This window comes from Streptomyces sp. NPDC045678, assembly GCF_056432085.1.
Window position 1 is genome coordinate 1 of sequence record NZ_JBWKJS010000017.1, and the last position, 19040, is coordinate 19040.

The window sequence follows — 19040 nt, forward strand, 5'->3', positions numbered from 1 at the left end:
CGCCCACTCGCCAACGCCTGACGAATCACCCGCTCCTGCGACGGACCATTCGGCGCCGTCAAACCATTCGACGCACCGTCCTGATTCACCGCCGAACCCCGCACCACCGCCAACACCCGACGACCATTGCGACGCGCATCCGACAACCGCTCCAACAACAGCACACCAACACCCTCGGAGAACCCGACTCCGTCGGCCGCGGCGGCGTACGGCTTGCAGCGGCCGTCGGGTGAGAGGCCCCGTTGGCGTGCGAAGCCCGCGAACATGTCCGGGTCGGCCATGACGGTGACGCCGCCGGCGAGCGCCAGGTCGCATTCGCCCTGGCGCAGCGCCTGGGCTGCCAGGTGGATGGAGACCAGCGACGACGAGCACGCCGTGTCGACCGTCACTGCCGGGCCCTCAAGGCCGAAGGTGTAGGCGACGCGGCCGGACACCATGCTGCCGGTGCTCGCGAGGTAGGCGTAGCCCTCCAGTTGGGCGTCGGCCTCGGGGAAGGACTTGGCGTAGTCGTGGTTCATCAGGCCGACGTACGTGCCGGTCGGGCTGCCCTTGAGCGTCGTCGGGTCGATACCTGCACGCTCGAACACCTCCCACGACGCCTCCAACAACAGACGCTGCTGCGGATCCATCGCCAACGCCTCACGCGGATTGATCCCGAAGAACGCCGCGTCGAAATCACCCGCGTCGGGCAGGAATCCACCCTGGTCGGCGTAGGTGGTGCCGGTGTGTTCGGGGTCCGGGTGGAAGAGGCGGCCGAGGTCCCAGCCGCGGTCGGTGGGGAATCCGCCCATCGCGTCCGTGCGCGTGTCGAGCAGGTCCCACAGCTCGTCGGCGGAGCTGACGCCGCCGGGGAAGCGGCAGGTCATGGCGACGATCGCCACCGGGTCCTCGGTGTCCGGGGAGCCGGTCGTCGTGGGGCGCCGGCGAGGGGCGACGGGGGCGGTCACGGTCGCCGATGTGCCCGCGAGGCGGTGGACCAGGTGGGCGGCGAGGGCCTGGGGCGTGGGATGGTCGAAGATGAGGGTGGCGGGCAGCCGTACGTCGCAGGCTGCCGAAAGGCGGTTGCGGAGCTCCACCGCGGTCAGCGAGTCGAAGCCCAGATCCTTGAACGCGACGTCGACGCTGACGCGGGACGCGGAGCCGTGGCCGAGGACGGCGGCGACGTACTCGCGTACGACGCCGGTGAGCAGCTCCAGACGGCCTTCCTCGTCGAGGCCCGCGAGGCGTGCGGCCAGCGCTCCGTCGGCGAGGCCCTCGGAGGCCACCCGGCGCCGAGCGGCGGGGGCGGTGAGCGTGCGCAGGAGCGGGGAGAGGCCGTCGGTCATGGCACGGGGGTCGAGGTCGGCCGCGACCACGTAGGCGTGGGCGTGGGCGCGGGCCGCGTCGAGCAGAGCCAGGCCGCCCTCGTCGGTCAGCGCGGCGAAGCCGGTGCGCTTCATGCGCGCCAGGTCCGTGTCGCTCAGCTGCCCGGTCATGCCGCTGGTCGCCTGCCACAGGCCCCAGGCGATGGACAGGCCCGCGAGTCCCTGGGCGCGGCGGTGCTGCACGAGGGCGTCGCAGTAGGCGTTGGCTGCCGCGTAGTTGGCCTGGCCGGGGCTGCCGAGTGACGCGGCCGCCGAGGAGAAGACCACGAAGAGGCCGAGGGGGATCTCCCGTGTCGCCTCGTGCAGCAGGCGTGCCGCCGTCGCCTTCGCCGCCCACACCCGCGCGAGGCTCTCGGGTGTCTGCGCGGTGACCACGGCGTCGTCCAGTACGCCGGCGGCGTGGATCACGCCGGTCAGCGGGTGCGCCGGGTCGACCGACGCGATCAGGGCCGCGACCGATTCCGCGTCGCCGACGTCGGCCGCCGCGATGTTCACGGTGGTGGCGCCCAACTCCGCCAGTCGGGCGCGCAGTTCGTCGCTCCCCGGCGTCCGGTCGCCGCGTCGGCTCGCGAGCAGCAGGTGGCGTACGCCCCACTCCCTGACGAGGTGTTCGGCGACCAGGCGGCCGAGGACGCCGGAGCCGCCCGTGATGAGGACCGTGCCGTCGGGGCCGGCCTGCGCCCGGTCACCTGTCTGGCAGCCTGCTCGGTCGTCGGTCCGTTCCTGTGCGGCTCGGGTCAGCCTCGGGACCCGTATCTGGCCTCCATGGCACGCGAGTTGGGGTTCGCCCGAGTGTGCCGCCGCTTCCATGGCGTCGGCGAGCGTGTCCTCGGGGCCGAGGTCGAGCAGCGTGAAGCGGTCGGGATGCTCCGACTGGGCGCTGCGGACCAGCCCCCACACGGCCGCGGCGGCAACGTCCACATCCCCATCACCGTCACTATTACTGCCACCGTCGAACGCCACTGCTCCCCGCGTCACCAGCACCAGACGGCTGTCGTGCAGGGGCGCGGCGAGCCAGGTCTGTACGAGGTCGAGTACGTGGGTGGCCAGAGCCAGGCCGTCGTCGGCCGGGGCGGGCTCGACGGGGGCGGCGACCAGCCGCGGCGTCGGGCCGCCGGACTCGATGGATGCCAGGAGAGCGGCGAGGTCGGGGACGTCCTCCCCCAGTGTCACCCAGCTGTCGGGCGCGCTTTCGAGGGGACCGCCCGCGTGAGAGGCGCCCGCTTGGGGGCCGCCTGCGTGAGGGCCGCCCGCGTAGGGGCCGCCCGCATTGCGGCTTCCCCCGTGCTCCGGCGCGAGCCACTTCAGGTCGAACAGCCCGTGCCGTTCGCGGGCCCCCGCCGCGGCGAGGCGGCCGGTGTCGGTCGGGCGCGAGCGCAGGTCGCGGACGGTGAGTACGGGCGCGCCCACGGCGTCGGCGACATCGATCCGCAGGCCCTGGTCGACGCGCTCGCCGAGCAGGGTGAGGCGTACCCGGACGGTGGTGGCCCGTACGGCGTGCAGGGCCACGTCGTTCCATGCGAACGGCAGCCAGACCTGCCCGGCTTCGGTGGGCGGCAGCAGGAGGGCCGCGGGCTGCAGCACCGCGTCGAGGAGCGCCGGGTGGATGCCGAAGCCGTCCGGGTCGCCGGCCTCCTCGGGCAGCGTCACCTCGGCAAGGACCGCACTGCCGTGACGCCACAGCGCGCGTACGCCGCGGAAGGCCGGCCCGTAGCCGTAGCCGGTGCGGTCGGCCTGCGCGTAGAGGTCGTCGGGGTCCACGGGTTCGGCGCCGGGCGGGGGCCAGACGCCGTCCAGAGGCTCGGGCTCCGCTTCACCGTTAGCCGCCTCGGGGGCTGTCCCGGGGCTCGCATCGGAGGATGCCTCGGGGCCGAGGACGCCCATCGCGTGGCAGGTCCACGGCCGTTCCGACGCGAAGGCGTCGTCGGCGTCCGCGTCGTCGGGGCGGGAGAACAGCCGTACGTCACGACGGCCGTGGGTGTCGGCCGCGTCCACGACGACCTGGATCTGGAGGCCTCCGGTGCCGGGCAGGACGAGCGGTGTCTGGAGCGTCAGTTCCTCCAGGGCGGGGCAGCCCGCCTCGTCGGCGGCGCGCAGCACCCACTCCACCTGTGCGGCGCCGGGCACCAGGGCGTGGCCGGCCACCACGTGGTCGTCCAGCCACGCGGCCGACTGCCGCGAGACCCGGCCGCTCAGCAGGTGTACGTCACCGCTCGCGAGGCCCACGGAGGCGCCGAGGAGTGGGTGTCCGGACGCGGCGAGGCCGAGTCCGGCGGGGTCGCCGGAGCGTCCGGCGGTGGGGGCGATCCAGAAGTCCTGGCGCTGGAAGGCGTAGGTGGGGAGGTCGACGGTACGAGGGGCGGGGTCCGTCGGGAACCAGCGGCGCCAGTCGACGGCGGCGCCCGCCGTGAACGCCTGGGCGGCGGCTCGGGCGAGCTGGGTGGTGTCGCCGTGGTCCCGGCGCAGGGTGGGGACCACGGAGGCGGACACTTCCGCCCGTTCGACGATGCTTTCCAGGGCGAGGTTGAGGACGGGGTGCGGGCTGGCCTCGATGAACAGGCGGTAGCCGTCGGCGAGGAGCGCGTCGATGGTGTCGGCGAAGCGCACGGTACGGCGGACGTTGCGCACCCAGTACGCGGTGTCCAGGACTGTGGTGTCGGTGAGGTGTTCCGCGGTGACGGTGGAGTAGAACGCCACGTCGGTCGCGGCGGGCCGGATGCCGGCGAGCTCCTCGGTGAGCTGATCCAGGATCGCGTCCAGCTGCGGGCCGTGCCCTGCAACGTCGGAGGCGACGGCACGGGCGCGCAGCCCGCGCTCCTGGGCGTCGGCGACGACGGCCTCGATGCCCTCGGGCGGGCCCGAGACGACGGTGGAGGACGGGCCGTTGACGGCGGCGACGACCACGCCGGGGTGTCCGTCGATGAGCTCGGCGGCCCGCTCCTGGCTCATGCCCAGGGACGCCATGCCGCCGCGCCCGGACAACGTCCGCAGCAGGACACTGCGGACGGACACGATGCGCGCCGCCTCGTCCAGGGAGATGGCGCCCACGACGCAGGCCGCGGCGATCTCTCCCTGCGAGTGGCCGACGACCGCGGCGGGTTCGATGCCCTGGTCGGCCCAGACGGCGGCGAGGGCGACCATGACGGCCCACAGCACGGGCTGTACGACGTCGATGCGGGACAGTTCGGACCCGTCCCCGCGCAGCACGTCGGTCAGGGACCAGTCGACGTACGCGGACAGGGCCTGCTCGCACTCGGCGACGCGGGCCGCGAAGACCGGTGACTCCTCGAGGAGCCGGGCCCCCATGCCCACCCACTGGCCGCCCTGCCCGGGGAACACCATGACCGGGCCGGGGCCCGTGGCGCCGGCCGCTCCCGACACGACGTCCGGCGAGGCCTCGCCGTCGGCCAGCGAGCGCAGTCCGTCGAGGAGTGCGGCCCGGTCCGTGCCGACGACGACGGCCCGGTTCTCGAACACCGACCGTGTCGTGGCGAGCGACCATCCGACGTCCGCGGGCGAGGCGGGCCGCCGGTCGTCGTCGACGTGCTCGGCCAGCAGCGCGGCCTGCGCGCGCAGCGCCTCCTCCCCTCGCGCGGAGACGACCCACGGGACGACGGCGGCCGAGGGCTGTTCCTGTGCCGCGACATCGGGTGCCGGCCGAGGAGCCGGTGCAGCGGACGCCTCCGGGGCCTCGGGGACCTCGGGGGCCTCCGGTGCCTCCGGTGCCTCCGGTGCCTCCGGTGCCTCCTCCAGGATCACGTGCGCGTTCGTCCCCGACATGCCGAAGGCGGAGACGCCCGCGCGGCGCGGCCGTTCGCCGCGCTTCCACTCGACCGGCTCGGTGAGGAGCCTGACCGTGCCGGAGGACCAGTCGACGTGCGGGGTCGGCTCGTCGACGTACAGCGTGGCGGGCAGTAGTTCGCGCTGCAGGGCCATGACCATCTTGATGACGCCCGCGACGCCCGCGGCACCCTGCGGGTGGCCGATGTTCGACTTGACCGAGCCGAGCCACAGCGGGTGGTCGTCGTCGCGCTCGCGCCCGTAGGTGGCGTGCAGGGCACCGGCTTCGATGGGGTCGCCGAGCCTGGTTCCGGTGCCGTGCGCCTCGACCGCGTCGACCTCGGCGGCGCCCAGGCCCGCGTTGGCGAGGGCGGCGCGGATGACGCGCTCCTGGGAGGGGCCGTTGGGGGCGGTCAGGCCGTTGCTCGCGCCGTCCTGGTTGACGGCCGAGCCGCGGATGACCGCGAGGACCTTGTGGCCGTTGCGGCGCGCGTCGGAGAGGCGCTCCAGGAGGAGCAGGCCCGCGCCCTCGGAGAAGCCCGTGCCGTCGGCGGATGCGGCGAACGCCTTGGAGCGCCCGTCGGGGGACAGCGCGCCCTGGCGGGAGAACTCCGTGAACGCACCCGGCGTCGACATGATGGTCACGCCGCCCGCCATGGCCAGATCGCACTCGCCCTGCCGCAGCGCCTGGGCCGCCAGGTGCATCGACACCAGCGAGGACGAGCACGCCGTGTCGACGCTGACCGACGGGCCCTCCAGGCCGAGCGTGAAGGAGATGCGGCCGGAGAGGACGCTCAGCGCGTTGCCGGTCAGGAGGTGGCCCTCCACCGCCTTGTCGGGCTGCGCGCCGCCGAATCCGAGGACGCCAGCGCCGATGTAGACGCCGGTGGGTGTCAGCTTCAGGGACGCCGGGTCGATACCGGCCCGCTCCAGGAGCTGCCAGGCCGTCTCCATGAGCACCCGCTGCTGCGGGTCCATCGCCAGGGCCTCGCGCGGGGAGATCCCGAAGAACGACGCGTCGAAGCCGGGGGCGTCGTGGAGCAAGCCGCCCCGGCGCACATAGCTGGTCCCGGGGTGCTCCGGGTCCGGGTGGTAGAGGCTCTCCAGGTCCCAGCCGCGGTTGGTGGGGAAGTCGCCGACGGCGTCGCCGCCCGCGGCGACCAGGTCCCACAGGGCTTCGGGCGTACGGGTGTCGCCGGGGAAGCGGCACGCCATGGAGACGATGGCGATCGGCTCCTGGGCCCGCTCCTCCACCTCGCGCAGGCGTTGGCGGGCCTGGCCTAGATCCACGGTGACCCGCTTCAGGTACTGACGGAGCTTCGCTTCGGTACTCGGCGTTCCGGCACCCGGCCCTCCGCCACTCGCCACTCCGGCACCCGGTCCTGCGGAGCCCGGTCCTTCGGCACTCGGTACTCCGGCACTCGACACTTCAGCACTCGACATCGAACGTCACTTCTCCATCAGCTCAGCGAGGCACAGGGGGACGGGGCACAAGGCCGTACGGGAGGGGGCGGCCGGGAGAGGCGGCGGCAGGTCACAACTCACGGTCGATGAACTCGAACATCTCGTCGTCGGACACGTCGTCGAGCGCGTCCAGGTCGGTCACGCCGGCCACGGCACCGGGGCCGGTGCCCGAGCTGGAGCCGGAGCCGTTCAGCTTGGACAGGAGGGTGTTGAGACGCCTGGTGACGCGGCCCCGCGCCTCGTCGTCGAGGGCGAGCGCGTCCAGCGAGGACTCGATCCTGCCGAGTTCGTTGAGCACCGGGTCGGCGGCGTCCTTGAGCGGCTGCGGGGCGCCGTCGGGCGACAGGCGCTCCAGGAGGTGCTCGACGAGGGTGGCGGACTCCGGATAGTCAAAGACGAGTGCGGCGGGCAGTTTGAGGCCGGTGGCCGCCGCCAGGCGGTTGCGCAGTTCCACGGCGGTCAGGGAGTCGAAGCCGAGCTCCTTGAACGACGTGTCCGGCCGGACAGCGTCGTGATCGGCGTGCCCGAGGACGCCTGCGACGTTGCCCCGGACGAGGTCGAGCAGCACGCGGCGCCGTTCGGCGGGGGGAAGGCCCGCGAGCCGCGCGGCGAGCCCGTCCGCCGATGCCGCGGCGCCCGCGGCCGCGGTGCGGCGCACGCTCCGCGTTCCCGGGGCCGCGCCGGCCAGGGCGCGCAGGAGCACGGGCCGGGACGCGGCGGGCTGCGCGGCGACGACGCGCGCGTCGAGGTCCACCGCGACCACGTGGGGGCGGCCGTGCGCGCGCGCCGCGTCGAGGAGCGTCAAGCCCTTCTCCGTGGTCAGCGGTGTGAAGCCGGTGCGCTTCATGCGCGCCAGGTCCGCCTCGCCGAGGTGCCCGGTCATGCCGCTCGCCTTCTGCCACAGCCCCCAGCCGATGGAAAGGCCGGCGAGCCCCTCGGCACGGCGGCGCTGGACGAGTGCGTCGCAGTAGGCGTTCGCGGCGGCGTAGTTGGCCTGCCCCGGACTGCCGAGTGTCGCCGCTCCCGAGGAGAAGACCACGAACAGGCCGAGCCGCATCTCCCGTGTCGCCTCGTGCAGGTGCCGCGCGGCGGTCGCTTTCGCCGCCCACACCCGTGCGAGGCCCTCGGGCGTCTGCGCGGTGACCACGGCGTCGTCGAGGACACCGGCCGCGTGGATCACCCCGGTGAGCGGGTGGGCGGGATCCGTCTTGCCGACGAGTTCCGCCACCGCGTCCGCGTCACCGACGTCGGCAGCGACGACGGACACCTCGGCGCCCAACCCCCGCAACTTGGCGACGAGTTCACCGCACCCGGGCGCATCCGGTCCGCGCCTCCCGGCCAGCAGCAGGTGCCGTACGCCCCACTCACCGACCACGTGCTCGGCCACCGCGGCGGCCAGCACTCCGGTACCACCGGTGATGAGGACCGTGCCGTCCGGGTCGAGTGAGGACGGGATCTCCAGGACCAGTTTGCCGGTGTGCTTCGCCTGGCTCATGAACCGGAACGCCTGCCGCGCCCGGCCGAGCGGCCACGTCTTGACCGGCAGCGGCGCCAGTACCCCGGAGGCGAACAACTCGCCCATCTCCGCGAGCATTTCCCCGATCCGGTCGGGGCCCGCGTGCGGTACCAGGTCGAACGCCCGGTACCACGCCCCCGCGTGGTCGGCGGCGACACGCTCGGGGTCGCGCTTGTCGGTCTTGCCCATGTCGACCATGCGACCGCCCGGGGCGAGCAGCCGCAGCGACGCGTCGGTGAACTCCCCCGCCAGGCTGTTGAGTACGACGTCCATGCCGCGTCCGCCCGTCGCCTCCCGCAGGATGCCCTCGAAGTCGAGGTCGCGGGACGAGGCGCGGTGGTCCGCGTCGATGCCCATGCCGTCGAGCACGCCGTGCTTGGCGGGGCTCGCGGTGGCGTACACCTCGGCCCCGAGGTGGCGGGCGATCTGCGTGGCCGCCATGCCCACGCCGCCGGTGCCCGCGTGGACGAGCAGGGCCTCGCCCGCCTGGAGCCTGCCGAGATCCACGAGCCCGTACCAGGCGGTCAGGAACACGACGGGTACCGCCGCGGCCTCCTGAAGGCTCCACCCTTCCGGCACCGGGACGACCATCCGGGCGTCCGCGACGGCCACCGGCGCGAACGCCCCCTCGAACAGCCCCATCACGCGGTCGCCGACGGCGAGATGTGTGACGCCGGGCCCGACCTCCGTCACATGCCCGGCACCCTCGCTCCCCGCGAAGGTGCCCTTGTCGGGATACATGCCCAGCGCGATCAGCACGTCGCGGAAGTTCATGCCCGCGGCCCGCACGGAGACCCGCACCTGCCCCGCCTCCAGCGGCGCGAGCGCCTCCGGGGCGTCGATCATCGACAGGTTCTCCAGGGTGGCGGTACCGGAGGTACCGAGCCGCCAGACGGACGAGCCGACGGGAGGGGCGAGCTCTTCGGGGGCGCCCGAGGGAGCGAGTCGCGGGGCGTACAAACGCCCCTCACGGAGGGCTAGTTGGGGCTCGTCGAGCACGGTGACGGCATGGCGTACGGCGGCTTGCGGCAGTACGCCGCCGTCGCTGCCGTTGTCGGTGTCGGTGTCGAGCAGGACGAAGCGGCCCGGGCTCTCCGACTGGGCGCTGCGCACGAGGCCCCACGCGGTGGCGGCGGACGCGTCGACATCGTCAGCCCCCTCGGCTCCCCCGACGGCCACGGCCCCGCGCGTCACGACGAGCAGGCGCGACTCCGCCAACTCGGGTGCGGCCAGGAAGCCCTGCACCACCGACAGCACTCGCTCGGCCACCCGCAGCCCGTCGCCCGCAGCACCTTCGACGGGAGCCACCACCGCCCACGGCACCGCACGACCGGCAGCGGCCGCCACCACATCGGCCATCCCTGCACCGGCCGGGAGCGTGACCCAGTCCCCGCCCTCCACGGCACCGGGGGCCAGGACTTCGGAAGCCGGGACTCCGGAGGCCGGGACGGGAAGCGGCGTCCAGTCCACGGTGTAGAGCCCGTCGACACCACCGCGGGCGGCCGCCGCCACGAGCCGACCGGGGTCGGCCGCGCGGAGCGTCAGCGCGTCGACGACCAGGACGGGTGCGCCCGTCCCATCGGCGACGACCACCTTCAGGTCGCGCTCGGCGGACTCCCCCTGCGGGGAGAGCCGGACGCGGAGCCGGGTCGCCCCGTCCGCACTCAGCGACACACCGTTCCAGGCGTACGGCAGCCACATCTGCCCGTCCTCGGGCCGGTCGAGGAGCATCAGTGGATGCAGGGCGGCGTCCAGCAGCGCCGGGTGAATGCCGAATCCGCCGTGAGCTCCGGCCGGTTCGGGCAGCTCCACCTCGGCGAGCAGCTCTGTCCCGTGCCGCCACAGCGCGCTCAGGCCCCGGAACGCGGGACCGTACTCGTAACCCGCCTCCGCGGCCCGCGAGTAGAAACCCTCCACGTCCACGGCTTCAGCGCCGGTCGGCGGCCACTGCCCGTCCAACGCGGTTGATTCCGGGCCGACTTCCGCACTCGCCACTCCGGTCGCGTGGCACAGCCAGTCGGCTCCACCCACCTGATCGGGGCGCGAGTACACGCGTACGTCACGTCGGCCGCCCTGCTCGTCGGCCGCCCCCACGGCCACCTGAATCTGCAGGCCACCGTCGTCGGGGAGGACGAGCGGCGCTTGCAGCATGAGCTCGTCGACCGTCGCGCAGCCCGCCTCGTCGGCGGCCCGCAGCACCCACTCCACGATCGCGGCGCCCGGCACGAGCGCCGTTCCGGCCACCACGTGTTCGGCAAGCCAGGACGGAGCCGTACGGGAGAGCCGCCCCGTGAGCAAGTACGAGCCTGCCTCGGCGAGTTCCACACAGGCACCGAGCAGCGGGTGCCCGGCCGAGGTCATACCGAGATCGGCGGCGTCCCCAGTGCCCCCGGAGGGTTCTTCCAGCCAGTAGTGCTGGTGTTGAAAGGCGTAGGTGGGGAGGTCGACGGTGCGCGGGGTCGGATCGGCCGGGAACCAGCGGCGCCAGTCGACGTCGGCGCCCGCGGCGAAGGCCTGGGCGGCGGCGCGGGCGAGCTGGGCGGTGTCGCCGTGGTCGCGGCGCAGGGTGGGCACGACGGTGGCGGTCGCATCCGCCTGCTCGATGGTCTCCTCCATGCCGAGAGCCAGTACGGGGTGGGGGCTGGCCTCGATGAACAGCCGGTAGCCATCGGCGAGGAGCGCTTCGACAGTGTCGGCGAAGCGGACGGGCTGGCGGAGATTGGTGACCCAGTAGTCGGTGCCCAGCGCGGTGGTGTCGGTGAGGCGTTCGGCGGTGACCGTCGAGTAGAACGCCACGTCCGTGGGGACCGGGCGGATGCCATCCAGGCGCTCGGTGAGCAGGTCGTGCAATGCGTCGATCTGCGGATTGTGGGAGGCGTAGCCGACGTCGATGACCCGGGCCCGCAGCCCGGCCGCCTCCGCTGCGGCGACTACGGCTGCCACATGCTCGGGAGGTCCCGAAATGACCGTGGACGAGGGGCCGTTGACGGCCGCGATGCTCACGCCCGGCCGGTCGCCGATGAGCTCGGCGGTCCGCTCGGCACCGGCACCGATGGACGCCATGTCGCCGTGCCCCTGAAGCTGGCGCAGCGCGTCACTGCGTACCGCCACGATCCGTGCCGCATCCTCCAGAGACAGCGCCCCCGCGACACACGCGGCAGCCATCTCACCCTGCGAATGCCCGATCACGGCGGCCGGGACGACCCCCTGATCCGCCCACACGGCCGCGAGCGAGACCATGACGGCCCACAACACCGGCTGCACGACCTCGACCCGGGACAGTTCACTGCCGTCCCCGCGCAACACCTCACGCAACGACCATTCGACGTGCGGAGACAAGGCCCGCTCACACTCAGCAATCCGCCCCGCGAACACCGGCGACTCATCCAGCAGCCGGGCCCCCATCCCCGCCCACTGCGACCCCTGCCCGGGAAAGACCAGCACGGGCCCCGCACCCCCGCCCGAGGCAGCCGCGCCGGACACCACATCCGCCGACGCCTCCCCCGCGGCCAGCGCCGTAACCCCGGCCACCAGCTCCTCCCGGCCACGCCCGACCACCACGGCCCGGTGCTCGAACACCGACCGCGTCGTGGCCAGCGACCAGCCGACCTCACCCGGGACCGCCTCCGCACTCCCCGCCACGAACTCGCCAAGACGCCGCGCCTGCTCACGCAACGCATCAGGCGTCCGACCGGACACCACCCACGGCACCACCACACCATCCGGCACCGACGAGACAGGCGTCGCCGAGCCGTCCTCCGGCGCCTCCTCCAGAATCAGATGCGCATTCGTCCCGGAGATACCGAAGGACGACACCCCTGCCCGGCGCGCGCGTTCGCCGCGCGCCCACGGGACGGGCTCGGTCAGCAGTCGTACGCCGCCGCCGTCCCATGCCACGTGCGGGGTCGGTTCTTCGGCGTGGAGCGTCGCCGGCAGCAGGTCGTTCTGGAGCGCCATCACCATCTTGATGACGCCCGCCGCACCCGCCGCGGCCTGCGTGTGTCCGATGTTCGACTTCACCGAGCCGAGCCACAACGGCCGTTCTTCGGTGCGCCCTTGGCCGTACGTGGCCAGCAGGGCCTGTGCCTCGATGGGGTCGCCGAGCGTGGTGCCCGTGCCGTGGGCCTCGACGACGTCCACGTCGTCGGGGCCGCTGCCCGCACCGGCCAGGGCGGCGCGGATGACGCGCTCCTGCGAGGGGCCGTTCGGTGCGGTCAGGCCGTTGCTCGCGCCGTCCTGGTTCACCGCCGAACCACGCAGCAGGGCGAGGACCCGGTGGTTGTTGCGGCGGGCGTCGGAGAGGCGTTCCAGGACGACGAGGCCGGCGCCCTCGCCCCAGCCGGTTCCGTCGGCGGTGGCGGCGAACGGTTTGCAGCGGCCGTCGGGGGCCAGGCCGCGCTGGCGGGAGAACTCCACGAAGGTGTTCGGGGTGGCCATGACGGTCACGCCACCCGCCAGGGCGAGCTCGCACTCCCCTTGGCGCAGGGCCTGGGAGGCCAGGTGCATGGCGACGAGCGAGGAGGAGCACGCGGTGTCCACCGTGATGGCGGGGCCCTCCAGGCCGAAGGTGTACGCGACCCGGCCTGAGGCGACGCTCGGGGTGCTGCCGGTCATGATGCGGCCCTCGAAGCCGTCCGGTTTGCGGGCGAGGAAGCGGGAGCCGTAGTCGTCGTACATGATCCCGGTGATGACGCCGCACGGGGTGCCGCGGAGCGTGGCCGGGTCGATGCCGGCGTGCTCGAAGGCCTGCCAGGCGGTTTCCAGGAGCAGGCGCTGTTGCGGGTCGGTGGCGGCGGCCTCGCGCGGGCTGATGCCGAAGAAGCCCGCGTCGAAGCGGGCGGCGTCGTAGAGGAAGCCGCCTTCTCGGGTGTAGCTGTGGCCGACCTTGTCCGGGTCGGGGTCGAAGAGGCCGGCCGTGTCCCAGCCGCGGTCCTCGGGGAGCGGTCCGATGGCGTCGGTGCCGGTGGCGACCAGGTGCCACAACTGCTCCGGTGAGGTCACGCCGCCCGGGTAGTGGCAGGCCATGCCGACGATCGCGATGGGGTCGTCGTCGGTGGCGGTGGTGCGGGCCGCCGGGGCGGAGGTGGCCGGAGACGTGGACGCCTCGGAGTCGGGGAGGTGGCCGCGGAGGTGACGCACGAGGGCGGTGGGGCTGGGGTGGTCGAAGATGAGGGTGGCGGGGAGGCGGATACCCGTGGCGGTGGAGAGGCGGTTGCGGAGTTCCAGGGCGGTGAGCGAGTCGAAGCCCAACTCCTGGAACGCGCGGCCCAGTTCGAGGGTTTCGGGGGCGGGGTGGGCCAGGACGGTCGCGATCTGTTCGCGGACGAGGTCGCTCAGGGCGCGGTCACGGTCGGCGGCGGATAGCCGCGCCAGACGGGCGCTCCAGGAGGTGGGTGCCGCGATGCTCTCTTCGGTGGTGGCCGCGGTGGGCCGGGGGGCGCGCACCAGGCCGCGCAGGGCGGGCTGGAGGGTGTGGGCGGCGGCTTGGGTGCGCAGTACGGCGCGGTCGAAGCGGGTGGCGAGGACCGTGGGGTGCGGGGCCGCCAGGGCGGCGTCGAACAGGGCCAGGGCCTGCTCGTCGGTGAGGCCGGCGACGCCGGTGCGGTGGATGCGGGCGCGGTCGGCGTCGCCGAGCCGGGTGGCCATGCCGCCGGACGCGGATTCCCACAGGCCCCAGGCCAGGGAGGTGGCGGCGAGGCCCTGGGCGCGGCGGTGTTCGGCGAGAGCGTTGAGGAAGGTGTTGGCGGCGGCGTAGTTGGACTGGCCGCCGTTGCCGAGGACGGAGGCGCCGGAGGAGAAGAGGACGAACACCGACAGGTCCATGTAGCGGGTGAGTTCGTGCAGGGTCAAGGCCGCGTCGGCCTTGGGTGCGAGGACGGTGTCGAGCCGTTCGGGGGTCATCGACGCGATGAGGCTGTCGTCGACGACGCCCGCGGTGTGGACGACGGCGGTGAGGGGGTGGGCGGCGGGGATGTCCGCGATGAGTCGGGCCAGCGCGTCGGGGTCGGTGATGTCGCAGGCGGCGACGCGTATGTCGACGTCGACGTCCGCGAGGTCGGCCCGCAACTCGGCGACACCTTCGGCGGCCTCGCCGCGCCGGCTCACGAGGAGCAGGTGGCGGACGCCGTGCACGGTGGCGAGGTGCCGGGCGACGGCCCGGCCAAGGCCGCCGGTACCGCCGGTGATGAGGGTGGTGCCGGTTGGGGGGATGGGTACTGTGGGTGCCGAGGCAGACGCCGAGGCTGAGGCCGGAGTCGGGGCGGCAGTCGGAGTCGGGGCGGCGGCCGCGGTCAGGAGCGGGGCCGGTGGCTGGGTTGGGGTCGCTGTGAGGCGCGGTACCAGGGCCGTGCCTGTGCGCAGGGCCAGTTCCGTTTCCGACGCGTGCGTGGTCGCCGCGGCCAGGGCCCTTGGCAGGGCGTGGCGTGACGCCGGGGTCCGGTCGGTGTCGACGAGCAGGACGCGGTCGGGCTGTTCGGCCTGGGCGGCGCGGACCAGGCCCCACAGGGGTGCGGTGGCCAGGGCGGCGGGGGCGTCGTCCGCGCGGGCGGTGACGGCTCCCGTGGTGAGGATGACGAGGCGGGCGGAGGCCAGGGTGTCCGTGGCGAACCACGTGCGCAGCAGGTCGAGGGTGTGCTGGGCGTGTGCCCGTACGCGGGTCGGGAGGTCCGCCGTCGTGTTGTCACGGCCGGTGGCGTCGTCCGCCGCGTCCGCCGCGTCCGCCGCGTCCGCCGCGTCCGTGCCCTCGGCGGGCACGGACGCGAAGACGAGGTCCGGTACGGGCGCGCCGTTCGCTACGGCGTCCGTGAGCGCGGCCAGGTCCGGGTGGCGGCGCACGGCGGGGCCGAGGCCCGGGTCGTCGGGGCCGAGCACGGCCCAGGTGGCGGCGGTCGGCGCTGTGTCGGGCAGCGGCAGTTGCTGCCAGTCCACGTGGTGGAGCGGGGGCGCGGCCGCCGGGTGGGCGGAGCGCCAGCGGTCGGCGGCGACGATACGCAGTTGCAGGGAGTCGACCGTGGCGACGGGGGCGCCCTCGGTGTCGGTCAGCGTCAGACGCATCCGGTCGTCGCCCCGGGGACTGAGCCGGACGCGCAAGTGTGTGGCACCGGTGGCGTGGTGGCGTATGTCGCTGAAGGAGAACGGCAGCCGCACCGGCGCGTCAGCGGGTTCCGTTCCGCTCCCTCCCTCGCGGTACAGCTCGTCCACGACGTGCAGCGCCGCGTCGAAGAGGGCCGGGTGAAGTGCGAACGCGGCGGCGTCGGCGCGCTGTTCGTCGGCGAGGCGGACATCCGCGTACAGGTCGTCGCCGTGCCGCCAGGCGGCGTGGACGGCACGGAAGGCGGGTCCGTAGCTGTAGCCCTGCGCGTCGAGGCGGGCGTAGAGCGCGTCCACGTCCAGGGCAGTGGCTTCGGCGGGCGGCCACGGGGTGGCTTCGGGCGCGGGCTGCTCGGTGGCCCGGCTCGACGTGAGGACACCGGTCGCGTGGCGGCGCCACCCGTACGGGTCGCCCTCCTCCCCGTCGCCGCCCGTCCCGTCCCCGCCCGTCCCGTCGTCGCCTTCGGCGCCCGCGGGCCGGGAGTGGATGGTGAGGGTGCGGCGGCCGGACACGTCGGGAGCGCCGAGGGCGACCTGAACCTTCACGGCATCAGCACCCACGCGACCGTGTGTTCCGGCGCCGGAGCCGTCGAGCAGGAGCGGCGTCTCCAGCGTCAGGTCGTCGACGGTGTCGCAGTCGCCGTGCCGCCCCGCGAGCAGGGCGAGTTCGACGAACGCGGTGGCGGGCAGCGGTACGCCGCCCGCGATGGCGTGGTCGGCGAGCCACGGCTGCGTACGCAGGGAGAGGCGTCCGGCGAGCAGGAGGCCGCCGTCGGCCCGGCGGATGACGGCGGGCAGGAGGGGGTGGCCGGTCTCCTGGAGGCCCGCCGCGCGGGCCGGGGCGGCGGCGTCGGGGGTGGCGCGCCAGTAGCGTCGGCGTTGGAACCGGTAGGTGGGCAGCGGCAGTTGTGCCGCGTCGGCGGGGACGAGAGCGGTGAGGTCGGCCGGCTGCCCGTCGACGTGCAGCGCGGCGACGGCGCCGAGCAGCGTGCGGGCCTCGTCGTGTCCGGAGCGCAGCGCGGCGGTGACGACCGGCTCGGCGTCCTCCTCGTGGCCCGTCCGGGCCGGGAGGCAGTCCTGGACCATCGTGGCGAGTACCGGGTCGGGGCCCAGTTCCAGGTAGCGCACGACGCCCTGGTCGCCGAGGGTGCGCAGCCCGTCATAGAACCGCACGGGCTGCCGCACGTGCCGTACCCAGTATTCGGGATCGGCGAGCAGCTCCGGCTCGGCGAGGCGGCCGGTGAGGTTGGAGACGACGGGCAGGGTCGGCGCGTGGAACGTCAGGGTGCGGGCCAGGGCACGGAAGTCGTCGAGCATCGGCTCGATGAGCGGTGAGTGGAAGGCGTGGCTGACGTTGAGCCGCTTGGTCTTGAGCCCGCGCCCGCGCAGGGTCTGCTCGACGTCGGCAACTGCGGCGGCGTCGCCGGACACGACGACGGCGGCGGGACCGTTGACGGCGGCGAGGGAGAGGCTGTCCTCGCGTCCCGCGAGCAGCGGCAGTACGTCGTCCTCGGCGGCCTGCACGGCGAGCATCGCACCACCCGCCGGAAGGGCCTGCATGAGGCGTCCGCGAGCGGCGACCAGCGCGCAGGCGTCGGGCAGGGTGAGCACCCCGGCGACGTGTGCGGCGGCGATCTCGCCGACGGAGTGCCCCGTCAGGTGGCTGGGGGCGATCCCGAAGAAGGTCACCAGTCGGTACAGGGCGACTTCGAGCGCGAACAGGGCGGCCTGGGTCACACCGGTCGCGTGCAGTGCGGCGGCCCGCGCGGTGTCGGCGGGGGCGAACAGAGTGTCGCGCAGGGGCCGTTCGAGCAGCGGGTCCAGCTCGGCGCAGATTTCGTCCAGCGACTGCGCGAACGTATCGAAGGCCGCGTACAACTGGGCGCCCATGCCGGGACGTTGGCTTCCCTGCCCGGTGAAGAGGAAGGCGGTGCCACCGCTCCGGGCGGGGCCGGCGGAACGGACGAGGGCGGGGTGCGCGCGTCCACCGGCGAGAGCGGCCAGCGCGGCAACACGTTCACCGCCCTCGCCGTGCTCACCGCCTGCACCGCGCACGCCGTGCTCACCGCGATCATCCCGCCCGCCCCGCTCCCCACCGAGCACGACCGCGCGGTGCTCGAAGAGGGTGCGGCGGAGCAGGGTCCCGGCGATGTCGGCGTGACGGAGCTGCTCGTCCTGGCCGCCTTCGCCGACTTCGCCGACCTCGGCGTCCTCGGTCTCCTGACCGCCCGCGCGGCCCCGCGCGGCAAGGTAACCCTTCAACGCGTCCGCCTGCGCCCGCAGCGCCTCAGGAGTGCGCGCCGACAGCAGCCACGGCACCGGCGGCACCGGCGACCGCTCCCCCTCGCGCGGACCCGTGGCGCCGATCCGCTCCCGCGAAGGCCGCGCACCGCCGACCGGCTCCTCCCTGTCCGCCGAAGGCACCTCCTCCAAGATGAGGTGGGCGTTCGTGCCGGAGATGCCGAACGACGAGACGCCCGCCCGGCGGACCCGCTCACCCCGCGGCCAGGCCACCGGTTCCGTGAGGAGCCGTACCGCGCCCGACTCCCAGTCGGCGTGCGGCGTGGGCTCGTCGACGTACAGCGTGGCGGGCAGCGTCTGGTGCCGCAGCGCCTGCACCATCTTGATGAGGCCCGCCGCCCCGGCCGCGCCCTGCGTGTGCCCGATGTTGGACTTGACCGAGCCGAGCCACAGCGGCCGGCCCTGATGCCGCTCCTGTCCGTACGTGGCGAGGAGCGCGTCGGCCTCGATGGGGTCCCCGAGCCGGGTACCCGTGCCGTGCGCCTCGACCGCGTCGACCTCCGCGGGCGAGAGCCGCGCCCCGGCGAGGGCGGCACGGATCACGCGCTGCTGGGAGGGCCCGTTGGGGGCGGTGAGCCCGTTGCTCGCGCCGTCCTGGTTGACGGCCGAACCGCTGATGACGGCGAGCACCCGGTGCCCGGCACGGCGGGCGTCGGCGAGGCGTTCCAGTACGAGGAGTCCGGCGCCCTCGGAGAAGGCGGCGCCGTCGGCAGTGGCCGCGAACGGTTTGCAGCGGCCGTCGGCGGCCAGTCCGCGCTGGCGGGAGAACTCGGTGAAGACGTACGGCGTGGGCATGACGGTGACGCCGCCCGCGAGCGCCAGGTCGCACTCGCGCCGTCGCAGCGCGTGCGCGGCGAGGTGCACGGCGACGAGCGACGACGAGCAGGCGGTGTCGATCGTCACCGCGGGCCCTTCGAGGCCGAAGGTGTAGGCGAGGCGGCCCGAGAGGACACTCGGGGCGCTGCCGGTGACCAGGTGCCCCTCCGCGGCCGCGTCGATGTGCGGCGTGCCGAAGCCGGGCAGCGCGGCGCCCGCGTACACGCCGGTACTGCTGCCCCGCAGTGACTGCGGGTCGATGCCCGCGCGCTCCAGGGCCTCCCAGGCGCACTCCAGGAGCAGCCGCTGCTGCGGGTCGAGTACCGCTGCCTCGCGCGGGCTGATGCCGAAGAACTCGGGGTCGAACCGGTCGACGTCGTGGATGAAACCGCCCTCGCGGGCGTAGCTCGTCCCGGGGTGGTCGGGGTCGGGGTGGAAGAGCCGCTCCAGGTCCCACCCGCGGTTGTCGGGGAAGGGGCCCAGCGCGTTGCCGCCCGCGGCGACCAGCTCCCACAGGTCTTCGGGGGTGCGGACGCCGCCGGGGTAGCGGCAGGCCGTCTCGACCACGGCCACCGGTTCCTGGTCGCGTTCCTCCGCCTCGCGCAGCCGCTGCCGGGTGGCGTGCAGGTCCGCGGAGACACGCTTGAGGTAGTCGACCAGTTTCTCTTCGCTCACCATGTGCGCTCTAGCTCCCCGCCCGTGATCGCGAC

The 19040-nt window shown here is 74.0% G+C and carries 2 protein-coding genes; both read right to left on the reverse strand.

What is annotated here, in order from left to right; all coding sequences use genetic code 11:
* Positions 1-6512: type I polyketide synthase (locus AC07DO_RS39055; protein ID WP_479067154.1), on the reverse strand; the 6512-nt coding region annotated here is incomplete at its 3' end.
* A gap of 166 nt (positions 6513-6678) precedes the next feature.
* Positions 6679-19008 carry an SDR family NAD(P)-dependent oxidoreductase gene (locus AC07DO_RS39060; RefSeq protein ID WP_479067156.1) on the reverse strand — a complete coding sequence of 4110 codons (12330 nt, stop codon included), beginning with the start codon at positions 19006-19008 and terminating at the stop codon, positions 6679-6681.
* Positions 19009-19040: the final 32 nt, after the last annotated feature.